Origin of the sequence: Agromyces sp. NPDC056965 (genome assembly GCF_042673425.1) — a bacterium.
Lineage (GTDB): Bacteria > Actinomycetota > Actinomycetes > Actinomycetales > Microbacteriaceae > Agromyces.
This window is the reverse complement of sequence record NZ_JBHURI010000040.1, coordinates 1-16,387: the sequence shown is the minus strand read 5'-3', so window position 1 is coordinate 16,387 and position 16,387 is coordinate 1. Positions and strand designations below refer to the sequence as shown.

The window sequence follows — 16,387 nt, the reverse complement described above, 5'->3', positions numbered from 1 at the left end:
GCCCACGGATGACCCGCCGAAGCACCTTCACCGACCAGTCGGTCACGTACGGCGCCATCGGGGCGACCCTCGCGCCCGATCTGCTCCGCTACCCGCCGGCCGGCTACCGCCCGGCTGAAGACGCGGTGCGTCTCGGCTCGGGGCTCGAGCGCTTCGAGCGCGCAGCGGAGTCCCTCATGACGTGGGGCATCCAGCGCGGGTCGGGCTTCGAGGTCTCCGAGATCTCGACCGGCACCGGCGCCCAGTACCCGGGCATCGTCTACGACGCCGAGGGCGCGCCGCTCACCGAGCAGCCGGCGCCGCGCATCGAGGAGCGCTTCGGCGCCGACGGCACCCCCTACATCGCCGCCGGGATGACGGCGACGCTCGAGCGCAAGAAGCGGTTCGGCGCCGAACAGGTGCCGGTGCTCATCGTCTACGTGATCGACGAGCCCGAGCGCATCGGCTTCGCCTACGGCACGACCGCCGATGGCCCCGAGAGCGGCGAGGAGTCCTTCATCGTCGAACATCGCGACGACGACACCGTGTGGCTTACCATCCGATCGATCTTCGCCACGAGCGGAGTGACCGCGCCGATGCAGCGCAAGCGTCGCCGTGAGCTCACGCGACTCGAGCTGCGGGCGCTGCACCCCGCCGGCGGCGTCTAGTCGTGGCATCCGCCCTGCCGCTCGGCGACCCTGCGCCCGCCGACGGTCTGCTGCCGGCCTCGGCTGCCGTCGGAGCCGGCGACCGCGCCTTCGGCGTCTACCTGCACGTGCCGTTCTGCCGGGTGCGCTGCGGGTACTGCGACTTCAACACGTACACGTCCGACGAACTGCGGGGCGCGCGCCAGGTCGACTACGCCGACCACGCGATCGCCGAGATCCGGATGTCGCGGCAGATGCTCGAGGCATCCGCCGTGCCCGCCCGCCCAGCGTCGACCGTCTTCTTCGGCGGCGGCACGCCGACCCTGCTGCCGGCCGACGACCTCGTGCGCATGCTCGGTGCGGTGCGCGACGAGTTCGGATTCGAGCCCGGCGCCGAGGTCACGACCGAGGCGAACCCCGACTCGGTCGGGCCCGACGACCTCGTGCGCCTCGCCGAGGGCGGATTCACCCGGGTCTCGTTCGGCATGCAGTCGGCGGTGCCGCACGTGCTCGCCGCGCTCGACCGCACCCACGATCCGGCGCGGGTGCCGCTCGTCGTGCGCTGGGCCCGCGAGGCGGGCCTCGACGTCAGCCTCGACCTGATCTACGGCACGCCGGGCGAGTCGATCGACGACTGGCGCCGCAGCGTCGAGGCCGTCGTCGCCGAGCGCCCCGACCACGTGAGCGCCTACGCGCTCATCGTCGAGGAAGGGACGAAGCTCGCCCGGCAGATCCGCCGGGGCGAGCTCGCGCAGCCCGACGACGACCTCGAGGCCGACATGTACGAACTGGCCGACGAGCTGCTCGCGGCGGCGGGATACGACTGGTACGAGGTCAGCAACTGGGCGACGGATGCCTCGCACCGGTCACGGCACAACCTCGGATACTGGCGTGGCGACGACTGGTGGGGCGTCGGTCCCGGTGCGCACAGCCACGTCGGCGGTGTGCGGTGGTGGAACGCGAAGCACCCCTCGGCCTATGCCGATCGGGTGACCGCGGGCGTCTCGCCGGCGGTCGGGCGCGAGACGCTCGATGCCCCGACCCGCGAGGTCGAGCGCGTGCTGCTGCTCACCCGCATTCGCGAGGGCATCTCCGTCGACTCGTTGCATGCAGGTGGCCGCCATGCGGTCGCCGGGCTCATCGCCGATGAGCTGGTGGACGCGAAAGCCGCCCTCTCGGGAGTGGTGACACTCACCAGGAGAGGGCGGCTGCTCGCGGACGCCGTGGTCAGGCGCCTGCTCGACGAATCGTCGGAGCTCAGCTCACGAACTTGATCGAGAGCGGGTAGGTGTAGGGCTGGCCCTGGTTGGCCTTCACCGCGGCGATGATGCTGAAGACGATCACGACGATGCCGATCGCGATGGTGATGAACCAGCCGATGACGACCAGCCAGAGGACGTAGCTGACCACGTAGGCGATGGCCATCGTGATCTGGAAGTTCAGTGCGGTCGCGGTGTGCGCGCGCACGAACGGTCCCTTGTCCTTCAGGATCAGGTAGCCGATGAGGGCCGGCACGAAGCTGAAGAAGATGCCGCCGATGTGGATGAGCGTCGCCCAGAGCTTCTCGTCGGAGGGGCTGAGCTGCTGGCCCGGCTGCTGGTAGGGGTTCGAGGGCGGCGGGGGAGGAGGGGTGGCGTCGGACATGATGTCTCCTTGGTCGGCTCGCCCGAGGGCGAGATTCGGTCTCGTCGCCCGACGGGCGAGGTTCGAAACACTCCATGCTGGCACAGCGGAGCACGACGAGTGAGGAATTCTCTCGGCGCGCTCCGCACCGAGTGCCTACTTGATGAGGCGGATGGCGAACGGGTAGCGGTAGTGCTGACCGTCCTTCGCCTTGAGGAAGGCGATGATCGAGAAGACGACGCTGACGATCCAGGCGGCCCACACGACGAGGACGCCGATGAGGATGAAGGTCAGGATCCAGCCCACCACGTAGCCGATGAGGATCGTGATCTGGAAGTTCAGCGCCTCTTTGGCCTCGGTGTTCGTGAACGAGCCGCGGTCTTTGAAGACGAGCCAGATGACGAGCGCGGGAAGGAACCCGAGCACGCCGCCGAGGTGGGCGAAGGACCCCCACTGCACGTCCTGCTCCTGCGAGAGGGGCGCAGCGGCGGTCGGCTGCGGTGCAGCGGGCGGGGGCGGCGTGGGCCGGCCGTCGGAATCGGGGGCAGGGGCGTTGGGGTCGGTCATGGGGCGTGCCTTTCGGGGGCTCTCAGATGAACCGCATCTCGCGCGACGGGTATCGCAGGCAAGGGGGTGACTCGCGGGGGGTACCCATAAGCTAGCGCCGCGCCTTGCGGCTGGCAACGGCCTCGACACGGGATGTCGCGATATGATTAGCACTCAGTCAGAACGAGTGCTAAACGCTGGAGGGAAGCGAGGACATGGTCTCCGAACGCAGCCTCGCGGTTCTGCGCGCGATCGTGCAGGACTACGTCGCGTCGCGCGAACCCGTCGGCTCGAAGTCGATCGTCGAACGGCACGCCTTCGGCGTCTCCGCGGCGACGATCCGCAACGACATGGCATTGCTCGAAGAAGAGGAGCTGATCGCGGCCCCGCACACCTCGTCGGGCCGCATCCCGACCGACAAGGGCTACCGCGTCTTCGTCGACCAGCTCACCGACGTGCGCCCGCTGAGCGGTGCCCAGCGGCAGGCGATCGAGACGTTCCTCGGCGAATCGAGCGACCTCGACGAGCTGCTCGCCCGCACCGTGCGACTCATCGCGCAGCTCACCAATCAGCTCGCGGTCGTGCAGTACCCGAGCTTCGGCAGCGCCCGCGTGCGCCACGTCGAGCTCATCTCGCTCGCACCCGAACGCGTGCTCTGCATCCTCATCACGGACTCCGGGCAGGTCGAGCAGCGACTCGCCGAGCTCGAGCAGCCGGTCGACGAGAAGACGCTCGACTCCCTTCGGGTGCGACTGAACGAGATCGCGGGCGGTCGCGCGATGGCGGATGCCGCTGACGCGCTGTCGGGTGAGATCGACAACGTCGACCCCCATCACGCCGCGGTGCTGCACACGCTCGCCGTGACGCTCGCCGAGCAGGCGCGCGCGCAGCGCCAGGACCGCCTCGTCGTCGCAGGCGCTGCGAACCTCGTGCGCACCGAGCAGGACTTCGCCGGCTCGATCCTCGGCGTGATCGAGGCCATCGAAGAACAGGTGGTGCTGCTGAAGCTCTTCGGCGAGATGGCGGCCGACGAGCACGCCGTCACGGTGCGCATCGGCCGGGAGAACGCCTCGTTCGGCCTCGGCGAGACCTCGGTCGTCTCGAGCGCCTTCGCGATCCCGGGCCGCGACATCTCGCGCCTCGGCATCGTCGGACCCACCCGCATGGACTACTCCCACAGCATGGCGGCCGTTCGCGCCGTCGCCCGTTACCTCTCCCGAACGCTCGGCGAGAACTGAACCCGCCGCCCGTCGCACGCGACCGGCATCCGGCAATCGAAAGGACAAGCCCTCCGTGGCCGACCACTACGAGGTCCTCGGCGTCTCCCACGACGCCACACCCGATGAGATCAAGAAGGCGTACCGTCGCCTCGCGCGCGAACTCCACCCCGACGTCAACCCGGGCGCCGAGGCATCCGAGCGGTTCAAGTCGGTCACGCACGCCTACGACGTGCTCTCCGACCCGAAGCAGCGCCAGCAGTACGACCTCGGCGACCAGGGCGGCTTCGGCGGCGGCCAGAACTTCGGCGGCTTCGGCGACATCTTCGAGACCTTCTTCGGGGCCGGCCAGCAGAGTCGCGGTCCCAGGTCGCGTCGTGAACGCGGTCAGGACGCGCTGCTGCGCGTGGAGGTCGGCCTCGACGAGGTCATCTTCGGCACCCACCGCGACATCGAGGTCGACACCGCGGTGACGTGCGAGACGTGCCACGGCTCGTGCTGCCAGCCGGGCACCTCGCCCGTCACGTGCGACATCTGCCACGGCACCGGGTCGATCCAGCGCTCGGTGCGCTCGCTCCTCGGCAACGTCATGACCTCGAGCCCCTGCGGCACCTGCCGCGGCTACGGCACCGTCATCGCGACGCCCTGCGTGACCTGCCAGGGTCAGGGCCGCGTGCGTGCGCGCCGCACCGTTCCGGTCGACATCCCCGCCGGCGTCGACACGGGCGTTCGCCTGCAGATGCCGGGTTCGGGCGAGGCCGGCCCCGCCGGCGGCCCGAACGGCGACCTCTACCTCGAGATCAAGGTCAAGAACCACGACGTCTTCAGCCGCAACGGCGACGACCTGCTGTGCACGCTCGAGGTCTCGATGACCGACGCGATCCTCGGCACGCACGCGAAGGTTCCCGCACTCGACGGCGACGTCGAGGTCGAGCTCAAGCCGGGCCTCCAGAGCGGCGAGATCCTCACCGTGAAGGACCGCGGCGTCTCGCGCCTGCGCGGTTCGGGTCGCGGCGACCTCAAGGTCGGCATCCAGGTGGTCACTCCGACGAAGCTCTCCTCGAAGGAGCGCGACCTCATGCAGCAGTTCGCCGCGTCGAAGAAGGCGCCCGCGCCCGAGCTCAGCCACTTCCAGCAGGGCATCTTCGCCCGCCTGCGCGACCGGTTCCTCGGTTAGGCGGATGCCCCGGTGAGCCACCTCTACCTCGACGAATCGCTCGATCTCTCCGCCGTCGCACCCGGTGCGACGGTGGCGCTCACGGGCGACGAGGCGCGCCATGCGGTGACCGTCTCGCGGGTGCGCGCGGGTGAGCGCATCGCGATCGGCGACGGACGCGGCACGCTCGTGCACGGCGTCGTCGCGTCGACCGGAGCGCGCGAACTCGAACTGACGGTCGACGAGGTGCTCGTCGAAGAGGCCGCCTCGCCGCGCATCACCCTCGTGCAGGCACTCGCCAAGGGCGATCGCGACGAGCTCGCCGTGCAGGCGGCGACCGAACTCGGCGTCGACGCGATCGTGCCGTGGGCGGCGAGCCGCTCGGTGTCGCGCTGGGAGGGGCCGAAGGCCGAGAAGGGCCGGCAGCGCTGGGCGACGATCGTGCGCGAGGCCGTCAAGCAGTCGATCAGGGCCTGGCTGCCTGCCGTCGCACCCGTCACGACGACGGGCCAGCTCGTCGAGCGCCTCGACGGCCAGCGGATGCTGCTGCTCGAGCCGACCGCGGCGGCGACGCTCACCGACATCCGCCCCGACGGCCGCGACCTCGCCCTCGTCGTCGGCCCAGAGGGCGGCATCTCGCCGGCGGAGATCGAGCGCCTCGTCGCCGCCGGAGCCGAGCCCGTGCGGCTCGGGGCATCCGTGCTGCGCACCTCGACGGCGGGGCCGGCCGCGATCGCGGTGCTGAACGTCGCGCTCGGGCGGTGGTGAGGCATCCGTCGCTACGATGGAGTCATGACCGAGTCCCGCGCAGAACCGACCCTCTTCGAGCGCATCGCCGCCCGTGAGATCCCCGCGCGCGTGGTCGCGGAGACCGATCGCGTCATCGCGTTCCACGACATCGCGCCGAAGGCGCCCGTGCACGTCGTCGTGACGCCGAAGACGGGGGAGTACCGCGACGTCGTCGAGCTCGCCGCCGGCGACCCGGGGCTGCTCGCCGAACTCGTGGAGGTCTCGCGGGGCGTCGCCGACGAACTCGCCGGCGGCCAGTTCCGCCTCGTCTTCAACACGGGTGCCGCCGCGGGCCAGACCATCTTCCACGTGCACGCGCACGTGCTGGCCGGCGGCCTCGAGGAGGCCACGCTTGCCGGATACTGATCCGATCGGCGAGAGCGCCGCAGCCGACCGCTCGCCGGCGGAGGCCGCCACGGCCGACGAGGAGCGGCTCACCATCGACGGAATCGCCATGGTGCGACTCCTCGGCCCCCAGGATCGTCTGCTCGCCCAGGTGCAGCGCGAGTACCCCGGCGTGCAGGTGCACGTCCGCGGCAACGAGATCGCGATCCGGGGCGACGCCGACGGGCGCATGCACGTGCGCCGACTCATCGAAGAACTGCTCGAGCTCGTGCGAGCCGGGCAGGATCCCACCCCCACCGAAGTGAGGAGCTCGGCCCGAATGCTCGACGCCGATTCCAACGCAAAGCCGTCCGAACTGCTCGGACAGGTCATCGTCTCGAGCCGCGGCAAGACCATCCGGCCGAAGACCGAGGGCCAGCGCGCCTACGTCGACGCGATCGACGAGCACACCATCGTGTTCGGCATCGGCCCCGCCGGCACCGGCAAGACCTATCTCGCGATGGCCAAGGCCGTGCAGGCGCTGCAGCGCAAAGAGGTCAGCCGCATCATCCTGACGCGTCCGGCGGTCGAGGCGGGTGAGCGCCTGGGCTTCCTGCCCGGCACCCTCACCGACAAGATCGACCCGTACCTGCGGCCGCTCTACGACGCGCTCAACGAGATGATGGACCCCGAGCTCGTGCCGAAGCTGCTGGCCTCGGGCACCGTCGAGGTCGCCCCGCTCGCCTACATGCGCGGCCGCACGCTCAACGACTCCTTCGTCGTGCTCGACGAGGCGCAGAACACGACGCCCGAGCAGATGAAGATGTTCCTGACGCGCCTCGGGTTCGGTTCGCGCATGGTCGTGACCGGCGACATCACGCAGATCGACCTGCCCGGCGGCGCCAGCGGCCTGCGGCTCGTCACGCGCATCCTCGACCACGTCGAGGACATCGAGTTCGTGCGTCTCACGAGCGACGACGTCGTACGGCACACCCTCGTGGGCCGCATCGTCGACGCCTACACCGAGTTCGACCAACGCCAACAGGCGCAGCGATTCGAGCGCGACCAGGCGCGCGAGTTCGCCAATCGCGCCGAACGGCGCGGCGCCGGCCCCCGCGACCACCTGCCGAGGAAGGGCAAGGCATGAGCATCGAGATCAACAACGAGTCCGCGATCGACGTCGACGAGGCAGCCATCCAGCGGCTGGCCGTCTATGCGCTCGACGCGATGCACGTGCACCCCGATGCCGAGATCGCCATCGTGCTGGTCGACGAGGGCGCCATGGAGCAGCTCCACGTGCAGTGGATGGACGAGCCCGGCCCGACCGACGTGCTGAGCTTCCCGATGGACGAGCTGCGTCCGGGCACCGACGACGCGCCGACCCCGGCAGGGCTGCTCGGTGACATCGTGCTGTGCCCGCAGGTGGCCGAGGCGCAGGCGCGCACGGCCGGGCACCAGCTCATCGACGAACTGCTGCTGCTGACGACCCACGGCATCCTCCACCTGCTCGGCTTCGACCACGCGGAGCCCGCGGAGGAGAAGGAGATGTTCGGCGTGCAGCGCGACATCCTCGTCGGATTCTCGATGCAGGAGCGGCGCCGCTGACATGCAGCCCTGGCTCTTCCTCGGCGTGGCCTTCGTGCTCGTCGCGTTCGGCGGTCTCATGGCCGCCGTCGACTCGGCGATCGCGTCGAGCTCCCGCGCCGACGTGACGGACCTCGCGTTCGAGTCGCGCGCCCGACGATCGCTGCTCGCGATCGCCGAAGACACCGGCGCGCACGTCAACGCCGTCAACTTCGTGCGCATCATCGCCGAGACGACGGCGGCGGTGCTCGTGACCCTCGCCTTCGCCTCGTTCCTCGACAACGTGTGGCTCGTGCTGCTCTACTCGGCGCTCATCATGACCGCCGTCTCGTTCGTGCTCGTCGGAGCGAGCCCCCGAAGCGTCGGCCGTGTGAACGCCGAGACGGTGCTGCGTCTGACGGCACCGCTCGTGCACTTCCTGCGCGTGCTGCTCGGACCGCTCGCCGGCGCGCTCGTCTCGCTCGGCAACCGCGTGACGCCGGGCCGCATCAAGTTCGCCGGGGTCTCGAGTGAAGAGCAGCTGCTCAGCATGGTCGACGAGGCCACCGAGCTCGACGTGCTCGAAGAGGGCGACCGCGAACTGATCCACTCGATCTTCGAGTTCAACGACACCGTCGTGCGCGAGGTCATGGTGCCGCGCACCGACATGGTCACGATCGAGGCCGCAGCGCACCTGCCGCACGCGATGGCGGTGTTCCTGAAAGAGGGATACTCGCGCATCCCCGTGGTCGAGCGCGACGCCGACGACGTGACGGGCGTGCTCTACCTCCGCGACCTCGCGCGACTCGGGTTCGAACGGCCGCTCGACGCCGAGGGGCTCACGGTCGGCGAGCTCGTGCGCCCGGCGCTCTTCGTGCCCGAGTCGATGAAGGCCGACGCGCTGCTGCGGCAGATGCAGCTCGAGTCGAACCACCTCGCGATGGTCGTCGACGAGTACGGCGGCATCGCGGGTCTCGTCACCCTCGAAGACGTCATCGAAGAGCTCGTGGGCGACATCTCCGACGAGTACGACCGCGAGGCTGCCCAGGTCGAGGACCTCGGCGGCGGGCGCTTCCGCGTGAACGCGCGCCTGCCGATCGACGAGCTCGGCGAGCTCTTCGGGCTCGACATCGAAGACGACGACGTCGACTCGGCGGGCGGCCTGCTCGCGAAGGAGCTCGGTCGTCTCGCGCAGCCCGGCGAGCGGGTCACGGTCTCGGGGCTCCTGCTCGAGGCCGAGCGCACCGAAGGCAGACGCAAGCGCATCTCGACGATCCTCGTCGAGCGCGACCAGGCGCTCATCGACGTGCAGAGCGCGTTCGAGTCGAGCGACACCGATGGAAGGAACACCCGTGGCTGAGTACCATGCCGGATTCGTCTCGTTCGTGGGGCGGCCCAACGTCGGCAAGTCGACGCTCACGAACGCCCTCGTCGGTGAGAAGGTCGCGATCACGAGTTCGAAGCCCCAGACGACGCGCCGCGCCATCCGCGGCATCGTGCACCGCGAGCACGGCCAGATCATCCTCGTCGACACGCCGGGCCTGCACCGGCCGCGCACGCTGCTCGGCGAGCGGCTCAACTCGCTCGTGCAGTCGACCCTCGGCGACGTCGACGTGATCGCGTTCTGCGTGCCGGCGAACGAGCCGATCGGGCCGGGCGACCGCTACATCAACGAGCAGCTCGAGCAGTACCCGCGGGCCAAGAAGGTCGCGATCGTCACGAAGACGGATGCCGCGTCGAAGTCGAAGATCGCCGAGCACCTGCTCGCCGTCTCGGAACTGCGCGAGTGGGCGGCGATCATCCCGGTCTCCGCGCCGCAGGGCGATCAGCTCGAGGTGCTCGTCGACGAGCTGCTCGCGCTGCTGCCCGAATCCGAGCAGCCGCTCTACCCGGCCGAGACGCTGACCGATGAGGACACGAGCGAGCGCATCGCCGAGTTCATCCGCGAGGCCGCGCTCGAAGGCGTCTCCGATGAACTGCCGCACTCGATCGCGGTCACGGTCGACGACATGGTCGAGCGCGAAGACAAGGACCTGCTCGAGATCTACGCGAACCTCTACGTCGAGCGCGACAGCCAGAAGGGCATCATCATCGGCAAGGGCGGTTCACGGCTGCGCGAGGTCGGCACGACCGCCCGCGCGCAGATCGAGGGCCTGCTCGGTCGCAAGGTGCACCTCGCGCTGCACGTGAAGGTCGCCAAGGAATGGCAGCGAGACCCGAAGCAGCTCGGCCGCCTCGGCTTCTGAGGCGTTCGACGCGTTCGACGCGGTCGAGCGGAGTCGGTCGTCACGGCCGTCGCCGCGTACGACTGGAGGATGATTCCGCGCGCCCGCTGAGGCTCGCAGCCGCCCGAGCGCGTACGGTGGATCGGTGCCCATGAGGATCAGCCGCGCGAAGCTCACGACCGACATCGTGCTCGCCGTCGTGTTCGCATTCGTGTGCATGCCGTTCGCGGTGCTCGGCGAATGGGCCGATATCGTCGCACTCCTCGCGTTCTCGGCCGCGCTCGCGATGCGCCGTGTCTCGCCCGCCTGGTCGCTCGGCCTCGCCTGGGGCGGGGCGCTCGTGCAGATGCTGTGGCTGCGCGACCTGCAGTTGTACGACACCGCGGTGCTCGGAGTGCTGTACTCGACCGCGGCCCACGGCGGTCGACTGGTCAAGTGGCTGGGCCTCGTCTCCGCGGGTGTCGGTGCACTCCTCGCGACCGGCTACCTCGCCGTCGTCAAGCCGCTCATCGACAACGCCGGGTTCGTCGGTCCGCAGGACACGGTCAGCATGGTCGTCCTGACGCTCGTGCTGTTCGTCGCCTCCATCGCGGTGCTGGTGCTCTCGTGGACGGCGGGACTGCTCGTCCGCTCCGTTCGCGACACGCGCGAGGTGCGGCGGCGCGAAGAGGTCGCGAACCGCGAGCGCCAGCTCGTCGAGTACCGCTACGTCGTCGAGCAGGAGCGCAACCGCATCGCGCGCGACATGCACGACGTCGTGGCGCATTCGCTCGCGGTCGTGATCGCGCAGGCCGATGGTGCCCGATTCGCGGCGCCCACTCGGCCCGAGGCCGCCGTCGACGCCCTCGGCACGATCGCAGGCGTCGCACGCGGAGCGCTCGGCGACGTGCGCCTGCTCCTCGCCGAACTCCGCCACGACGAGGCGGGGGCGCCCCAGCCCGTGCTCGACGACCTCGACGGCCTGCTCGCCCAGGTGCGCGCGGCCGGGCTCGACCTCCGCTTCACCGAGACCGGGGAGCGACTGCCGCTCGGCACCGGCCACCAGATCGCGGTCTACCGCATCGCACAGGAAGGCCTCACGAATGCACTCCGCCACGGCGACGTCTCCGCACCCGTGCACCTCGGACTCGACTGGGATGCCGACGGCGTCACGGTCTCGCTCGTGAACGCCAGGCGAGCGGATGCCTCCGCCCCCGAGTCGCACGCGTTCCGCCACGGCATCCCGGGCATGCGCGAACGGGCGCAGCTCGCCGGCGGCACATTGTTCGTCGAGGCCGGCGCCGATGACATGTTCCGCGTGACCGCGCGAATCCCGGCGCAGGCGGGGAGGCCGGCATGAGCGGCATCCGCGTCGCTCTCGTCGACGACCAGGCGCTGTTCCGCGCCGGCGTGCGCATGCTCGTCGAGTCCCAGCCCGACCTCGAGGTCGTCGGTGAGGCGAGCGATGGCGGCGCCGCCGTCGACCTCGCCCGCCGCGAACGCCCCGACGTCGTGCTCATGGACGTGCGGATGCCGGTGCAGGACGGCATCGCGGCCACCGAGCAGATCCTCGCTGCCGCCGACCGCGACGGCGTCGCCCCGCCGCGCATCGTGGTCTTGACGACCTTCGACCTCGACGAGAACGCGGCGCGCGCGATCCGGGCCGGTGCGAGCGGGTTCGTGCTGAAGGACGCCGACCCCGAATTCCTGCTCGCGGCGATCCGCACGGTGCACCAGGGCAATCAGGTGATCGCGGCTGCAGCGACGCGCGCGCTCTTCGCGCACGTGGGCCGGGGGAGCGGCCGGCGCCCGGCGCCCGCAGCCTGGGCGGAGCTGACGCCCCGCGAACGCGAGATCTTCGCACTCGCGGCGCGCGGCCTCAGCAACGGCGAGATCGCGGCATCCGAGTTCCTCTCGGAGGCGACGGTGAAGACGCACGTGAGCCGGATCCTCGCCAAGCTCGGGCTCCGCGATCGCGTGCAGCTCGTGGTGTTCGCCTACGAGCACGATCTCCCGGCAGCTCCCTGACCGCGCGGCACTCGCGGGTGACGGCGGGTCATCCTGCAGGATGACGGCGAACCATCCATGAGCCGGATGCCCCGGTGCCCGTGCCGTCCGTAGCGTCGAAGGCATGCAGATCCAACCCTCCGACCTCGGCCTGATCGCCCGCGTCGCCGAACTCGGCAAGCGCTACGGAACCGGTGCGAGCACCGTGACCGCCCTCGACGACGTCTCGCTCGGCCTGCGCCGCGGGGAGTTCACGGCCATCATGGGCCCGTCGGGCTCCGGCAAGTCCACGCTCATGCACATCATGGCGGGACTCGACTCGCCGACGAACGGCCAGGTGTGGCTCGGCGACACCGACATCACCGGGCTCGCCGACTCCGCGCTGACCGTGCTCCGTCGTCGCCGCATCGGCTTCATCTTCCAGTCGTTCAACCTCGTGCCGACGCTCGACGTGCGCGGCAACGTGATGCTGCCGTTCGATCTCGACGGGCGCCGCCCGACGCGCGACGAACAGGCGTGGATCGACGAGCTCTTCGACACGCTCGGCCTGCGGCCCCGCATCGGGCATCGCCCGCACGAGCTCTCGGGCGGGCAGCAGCAGCGCGTGGCGATCGCCCGCGCCCTCGCCACCCGACCCGACCTCGTCTTCGCCGACGAGCCGACGGGCAACCTCGACTCGCGCACCGGCCGCGAGGTGCTCGGCCTGCTCGCGGCTGCGAGCGCGCGCTACGGCCAGTCGATCGCGATGGTCACGCACGACCCGGTCGCCGCGAGTCACGCCGACCGCATCCTCTACCTCGCCGACGGCCGCATCGTGCGAGACTCGGGCCGTTCGAGCGCCGAGGAGATCTCCTCGTTCATGCTCTCGATGGAGGTCGCGGCCTGATGCACACGCGGCTGAAGGACCAGTGGCCGACACTCCTCGTCGCCGCGCTCGCGGGGACGTTCGGCGTCGCCCTGCTGCACATCACGGGGCTGCTCGCCGCCGCGATCGCCGCCGACGACGTCACCGGCCAGAGCTCGACCGTCGCGCTGATGCTCGGCATCGTCGCCGTGGTCTTCATCGTGATCGCGGTCTACGTGAGCGCGATCGTCACGGCCAACACCGTCTCGACCGTCGTGGCGGGTCGCACCCGGCTCATCGCCCTGCTGCGCCTCATCGGCTCGAGCGCTCGTGCCCAGCGCGCGCAGATCGCCCGTGAGGGGCTGCTGATCGGCGTCCTCGGCGCGGCGATCGGCGTCCTCGCCGGAACCGCGATCGCCTTCGGCATCGAGCAGGTGGCCGTCGCGAACGAGCTGATGCCCGCGACCGACTACGACTACCTGAACGTCGCCGTCGTCCTCCCGGCGATCGCCGTCGTCATCACCACGTGGCTGGCCTCGTGGGTCGGATCGCGCCGCGTGCTGCGGGTGCGCCCGATCCAGGCGATCGGCAACGCCAACGAGCAGGACCGCGAGGAGCTCGGCCGTCGCCGGGGCCGCAACGTCACCGCCCTCGTGCTCTTCATCGTGGGCATCGCCCTGCTGGTCGCCGGCGTGATCTGGGGCCTCACCGAACCGTACGGCGTGCTCGTCGGCATGGTGGGCGGCCTCGTCTCGTTCACGGGCATCGTGCTCGGGGCCCACGTTGTGATGCCGCCGGTGCTGCGTCTTGTCGGCCGCCTGTTCGGTGCGTCGCCTGCCGCACGGCTCGCGGCTGAGAACGCGGTGCGTCACCCCGAGCGGAGCTCGCGCATGACGATCGGCCTCGTGATCGGCGTCACGCTCGTGACGACCTTCTCGGTCACGATGGAGTCGTACCGGGCGATGCTGGTCGCCGCGGCGGAGGCGCAGCCCGAGGTCTACGCGGGCATCGAGGAGATGCTGAACGTCACCGTGGCGATCTTCACGGTGCTCATCGGCTTCAGCGCGCTCATCGCGGCGATCGGCATGGTGAACACCCTGTCGCTCAGCGTCATGCAGCGCACTCGGGAGCTCGGCCTGCTGCGCGCACTCGGCTTCGACCGACGGCAGCTGCGCCACATGATCGTCGTCGAGAGCGCGGCGCTCACGCTCGCGGCCACCGTCACGGGTATCGTGCTCGGCTTCGGCTACGGCTGGGCGGGCGCCCAGGCCCTGCTCGGCGGCGCTCAAGGCGATCCGACGTTCGTGCTGCCGGGGGTTCCGTGGGCACTCTTCGGCGGACTGCTCGTGGCGGCGGGCGTCCTGACGCTCGTCGCCTCCATCGCCCCGGCGCGGCGCGCGATGCGCGTCTCGCCGGTGGTCGCCCTCGCGGTCGACTAGGGAGCTGAACGCGAGGCGCGGAGGGGAACGGAACGAGCGGATGCGTCGGGGGAGGCATCCGCTCGTTCCGTCATGTTGCGCGACCGAAGAGCGGTGGTGTTAGCCTTGGCGTGTGCTTCACGGCCTGCTTCTCCTTAGCTGCCGCAGCGAGTCCTAGTTCTCAGGCCTCCCTCGCTGCGGAGTTCGTCGTCGGCTGAAACCCATCCGTAAGCGAGAAGAGCACCCAATGCAGAACACCCAGCAGCCGTCGTCGATGCCCGTGCATCGCTACCGACCGTTCCACGAGCAGATCCGCGTCGACCTGCCCGATCGCACGTGGCCGTCGAAGCGCATCGAGCAGGCGCCGCGCTGGTGCGCCGTCGACCTGCGCGACGGCAACCAGGCCCTCATCGACCCGATGAGCCCCGAGCGCAAGCGCATCATGTTCGACCTCCTGGTCAAGATGGGCTACAAGGAGATCGAGGTCGGGTTCCCCTCGGCGAGCCAGACCGACTTCGACTTCGTGCGCAGCCTCATCGAGGAGAACGCGATTCCCGACGACGTCACCATCCAGGTGCTGACGCAGGCGCGCGACCACCTGATCGAGCGCACCTACGAGTCGATCGCCGGCGCGAAGCAGGCCATCGTGCACCTCTACAACTCGACGAGCATCCTGCAGCGCGAGGTCGTCTTCCGCACCGACCGGCAGGGCATCATCGACATCGCCCTGCACGGTGCTCGCAAGTGCCGTGAGATGGAGTCGACGATTCCGGGCACCACGGTCTACTACGAGTACTCGCCCGAGAGCTACACCGGCACCGAGCTCGAGTTCGCGGTCGACGTCTGCAACCAGGTCATCGAGATCTTCGAGCCGACGCCCGAGCGCAAGGTCATCATCAACCTGCCGGCGACCGTCGAGATGGCCACGCCCAACGTCTACGCCGACTCGATCGAATGGATGTCGCGGCACCTCGCCCACCGCGAGAACGTCATCCTCTCGCTGCACCCCCACAACGACCGCGGCACCGCCGTCGCCGCGGCTGAGCTCGGCTATCTGGCCGGCGCAGATCGCATCGAGGGCTGCCTCTTCGGCAACGGCGAGCGCACCGGCAACGTCGACCTCGTCGCGCTCGGCATCAACCTGTTCACGCAGGGCATCGACCCGCAGATCGACTTCTCCGACGTCGACGAGGTCAAGCGCACCGTCGAGTACTGCAACCAGCTGCCCGTGCCCGAGCGTCACCCGTGGGCCGGCGACCTCGTCTACACGGCCTTCTCGGGCTCGCACCAGGACGCGATCAAGAAGGGCTTCGAAGCCATGGACGCCGAGGCGGAGCGCCGCGGCGTCACGCTCGGCGAACTCGAGTGGGCCGTGCCGTACCTGCCCGTCGACCCGCGCGACCTCGGTCGCAGCTACGAGGCCGTCATCCGCGTGAACTCGCAGTCGGGCAAGGGCGGCGTCGCCTACCTGCTGAAGACCGACCACGCGCTCGACCTGCCGCGCCGCCTCCAGATCGAGTTCTCGGGCGTCGTGCAGGCCAAGACCGACGCCGAGGGCGGCGAGGTCTCGAGCGACGAGATCTGGCGCGTCTTCAACGACGAGTACCTGCCCGCGCCGCAGGAGCGCCCCGACGAGAAGTGGGGCCGGTTCGAACTGCTGTCGCTGCGCACCGAGAGCGCGCTCGACGGCGTCGTCAACGTACGGGTGGGCCTGCGCGACGGCGACGAGCGCGTCGAGGCCGACGCGAGCGGCAACGGCCCGATCTCCGCGTTCCTCGCGGTGCTGGGCGCCGAGGGCGTCTCGGTGCAGCTGCGCGACTACGTCGAGCACACGCTCGGCGCGAGCGGCAACTCACTGGCAGCGGCCTACGTCGAGCTCGAGGTCGAGGGCCGCGTGCTCTGGGGCGTCGGCATCGACGCCGACATCTCCACGGCATCCCTGAAGGCGGTCGTCTCCGCGGTCAACCGCGCGCTCCGCAGCGCCGTGCCCGCCGAGGCCGAGCGCGAGGTCGTCGGGGTCTGATCGAGGGCTGATCGAGGTCGGATGCCGCGTGCACGAGGTGTGCACGC

At 70.1% G+C, this 16,387-nt stretch carries 17 protein-coding genes; 15 read left to right on the top strand and 2 right to left on the bottom strand.

Going from position 1 to position 16,387, the window contains the following annotated elements; genetic code table 11:
• Positions 1–8: 8 nt before the first annotated feature.
• Both ACFTQE_RS11685 and hemW read left to right on the top strand, forming a co-directional pair.
• Positions 9–647: a DUF1990 family protein gene (locus tag ACFTQE_RS11685; RefSeq protein ID WP_376925228.1), complete on the top strand. Its 639-nt coding sequence runs from the start codon at positions 9–11 to the stop codon at positions 645–647.
• Between the two features lie 2 nt (positions 648–649).
• Entirely contained in the window at positions 650–1,900 is a 1,251-nt protein-coding gene (hemW, locus tag ACFTQE_RS11680; RefSeq protein ID WP_376925227.1) for a radical SAM family heme chaperone HemW, read from the top strand.
• On the opposite strand, the gene ACFTQE_RS11675 is transcribed toward hemW, so the two are convergent.
• A complete protein-coding gene (locus tag ACFTQE_RS11675) occupies positions 1,884–2,270 on the bottom strand; it encodes a DUF4870 domain-containing protein (protein ID WP_376925226.1) in 387 nt (128 codons plus the stop codon). The genes hemW and ACFTQE_RS11675 overlap by 17 nt on opposite strands.
• Positions 2,271–2,405: 135 nt before the next feature.
• Complete coding sequence (locus ACFTQE_RS11670) at positions 2,406–2,816, bottom strand: DUF4870 domain-containing protein (RefSeq protein WP_376925225.1); 411 nt, start codon at positions 2,814–2,816, stop codon at positions 2,406–2,408.
• A gap of 194 nt (positions 2,817–3,010) precedes the next feature.
• Between ACFTQE_RS11670 and hrcA the strand changes: the two genes are divergently transcribed.
• The 13 genes from hrcA (at position 3,011) to leuA (ending at position 16,340) form a co-directional block, all read left to right on the top strand.
• Entirely contained in the window at positions 3,011–4,033 is a 1,023-nt protein-coding gene (hrcA, locus tag ACFTQE_RS11665) for a heat-inducible transcriptional repressor HrcA (protein ID WP_376925224.1), read from the top strand.
• A gap of 55 nt (positions 4,034–4,088) precedes the next feature.
• Positions 4,089–5,189 (top strand): molecular chaperone DnaJ, encoded by a 1,101-nt coding sequence (gene dnaJ / locus ACFTQE_RS11660; RefSeq protein ID WP_376925223.1) that lies wholly within the window; start codon positions 4,089–4,091, stop codon positions 5,187–5,189.
• 12 nt (positions 5,190–5,201) lie between these two features.
• Positions 5,202–5,936 carry a 16S rRNA (uracil(1498)-N(3))-methyltransferase gene (locus ACFTQE_RS11655; protein ID WP_376925222.1) on the top strand — a complete coding sequence of 245 codons (735 nt, stop codon included), beginning with the start codon at positions 5,202–5,204 and terminating at the stop codon, positions 5,934–5,936.
• Positions 5,937–5,960: 24 nt separating this feature from the next.
• Positions 5,961–6,323, top strand: coding sequence for an HIT domain-containing protein (locus tag ACFTQE_RS11650; protein ID WP_375832635.1), 363 nt, complete (start codon positions 5,961–5,963; stop codon positions 6,321–6,323).
• Between the two features lie 88 nt (positions 6,324–6,411).
• Positions 6,412–7,428, top strand: a complete 1,017-nt coding sequence (locus tag ACFTQE_RS11645) for a PhoH family protein (RefSeq protein WP_375836606.1) — start codon at positions 6,412–6,414, stop codon at positions 7,426–7,428.
• On the top strand, positions 7,425–7,886 hold the full coding sequence (gene ybeY, locus ACFTQE_RS11640) for an rRNA maturation RNase YbeY (protein WP_376925221.1): 462 nt from the start codon (positions 7,425–7,427) through the stop codon (positions 7,884–7,886). The genes ACFTQE_RS11645 and ybeY overlap by 4 nt, the downstream gene beginning before the upstream one ends.
• A gap of 1 nt (position 7,887) precedes the next feature.
• Entirely contained in the window at positions 7,888–9,204 is a 1,317-nt protein-coding gene (locus ACFTQE_RS11635; protein WP_376925220.1) for a hemolysin family protein, read from the top strand.
• On the top strand, positions 9,197–10,090 hold the full coding sequence (era, locus tag ACFTQE_RS11630) for a GTPase Era (protein WP_376925219.1): 894 nt from the start codon (positions 9,197–9,199) through the stop codon (positions 10,088–10,090). Before ACFTQE_RS11635 ends, era begins: the two co-directional genes overlap by 8 nt.
• Before the next feature lie 130 nt (positions 10,091–10,220).
• A complete protein-coding gene (locus tag ACFTQE_RS11625; protein ID WP_376925218.1) occupies positions 10,221–11,408 on the top strand; it encodes a sensor histidine kinase in 1,188 nt (395 codons plus the stop codon).
• Positions 11,405–12,076, top strand: a complete 672-nt coding sequence (locus ACFTQE_RS11620; protein WP_376925217.1) for a response regulator — start codon at positions 11,405–11,407, stop codon at positions 12,074–12,076. Before ACFTQE_RS11625 ends, ACFTQE_RS11620 begins: the two co-directional genes overlap by 4 nt.
• A gap of 103 nt (positions 12,077–12,179) precedes the next feature.
• Positions 12,180–12,941, top strand: a complete 762-nt coding sequence (locus ACFTQE_RS11615) for an ABC transporter ATP-binding protein (RefSeq protein WP_376925216.1) — start codon at positions 12,180–12,182, stop codon at positions 12,939–12,941.
• A complete protein-coding gene (locus ACFTQE_RS11610) occupies positions 12,941–14,338 on the top strand; it encodes an ABC transporter permease (protein WP_376925215.1) in 1,398 nt (465 codons plus the stop codon). Before ACFTQE_RS11615 ends, ACFTQE_RS11610 begins: the two co-directional genes overlap by 1 nt.
• Positions 14,339–14,564: 226 nt before the next feature.
• Positions 14,565–16,340, top strand: coding sequence for a 2-isopropylmalate synthase (gene leuA, locus ACFTQE_RS11605; protein ID WP_376925214.1), 1,776 nt, complete (start codon positions 14,565–14,567; stop codon positions 16,338–16,340).
• Positions 16,341–16,387 lie beyond the last annotated feature (47 nt).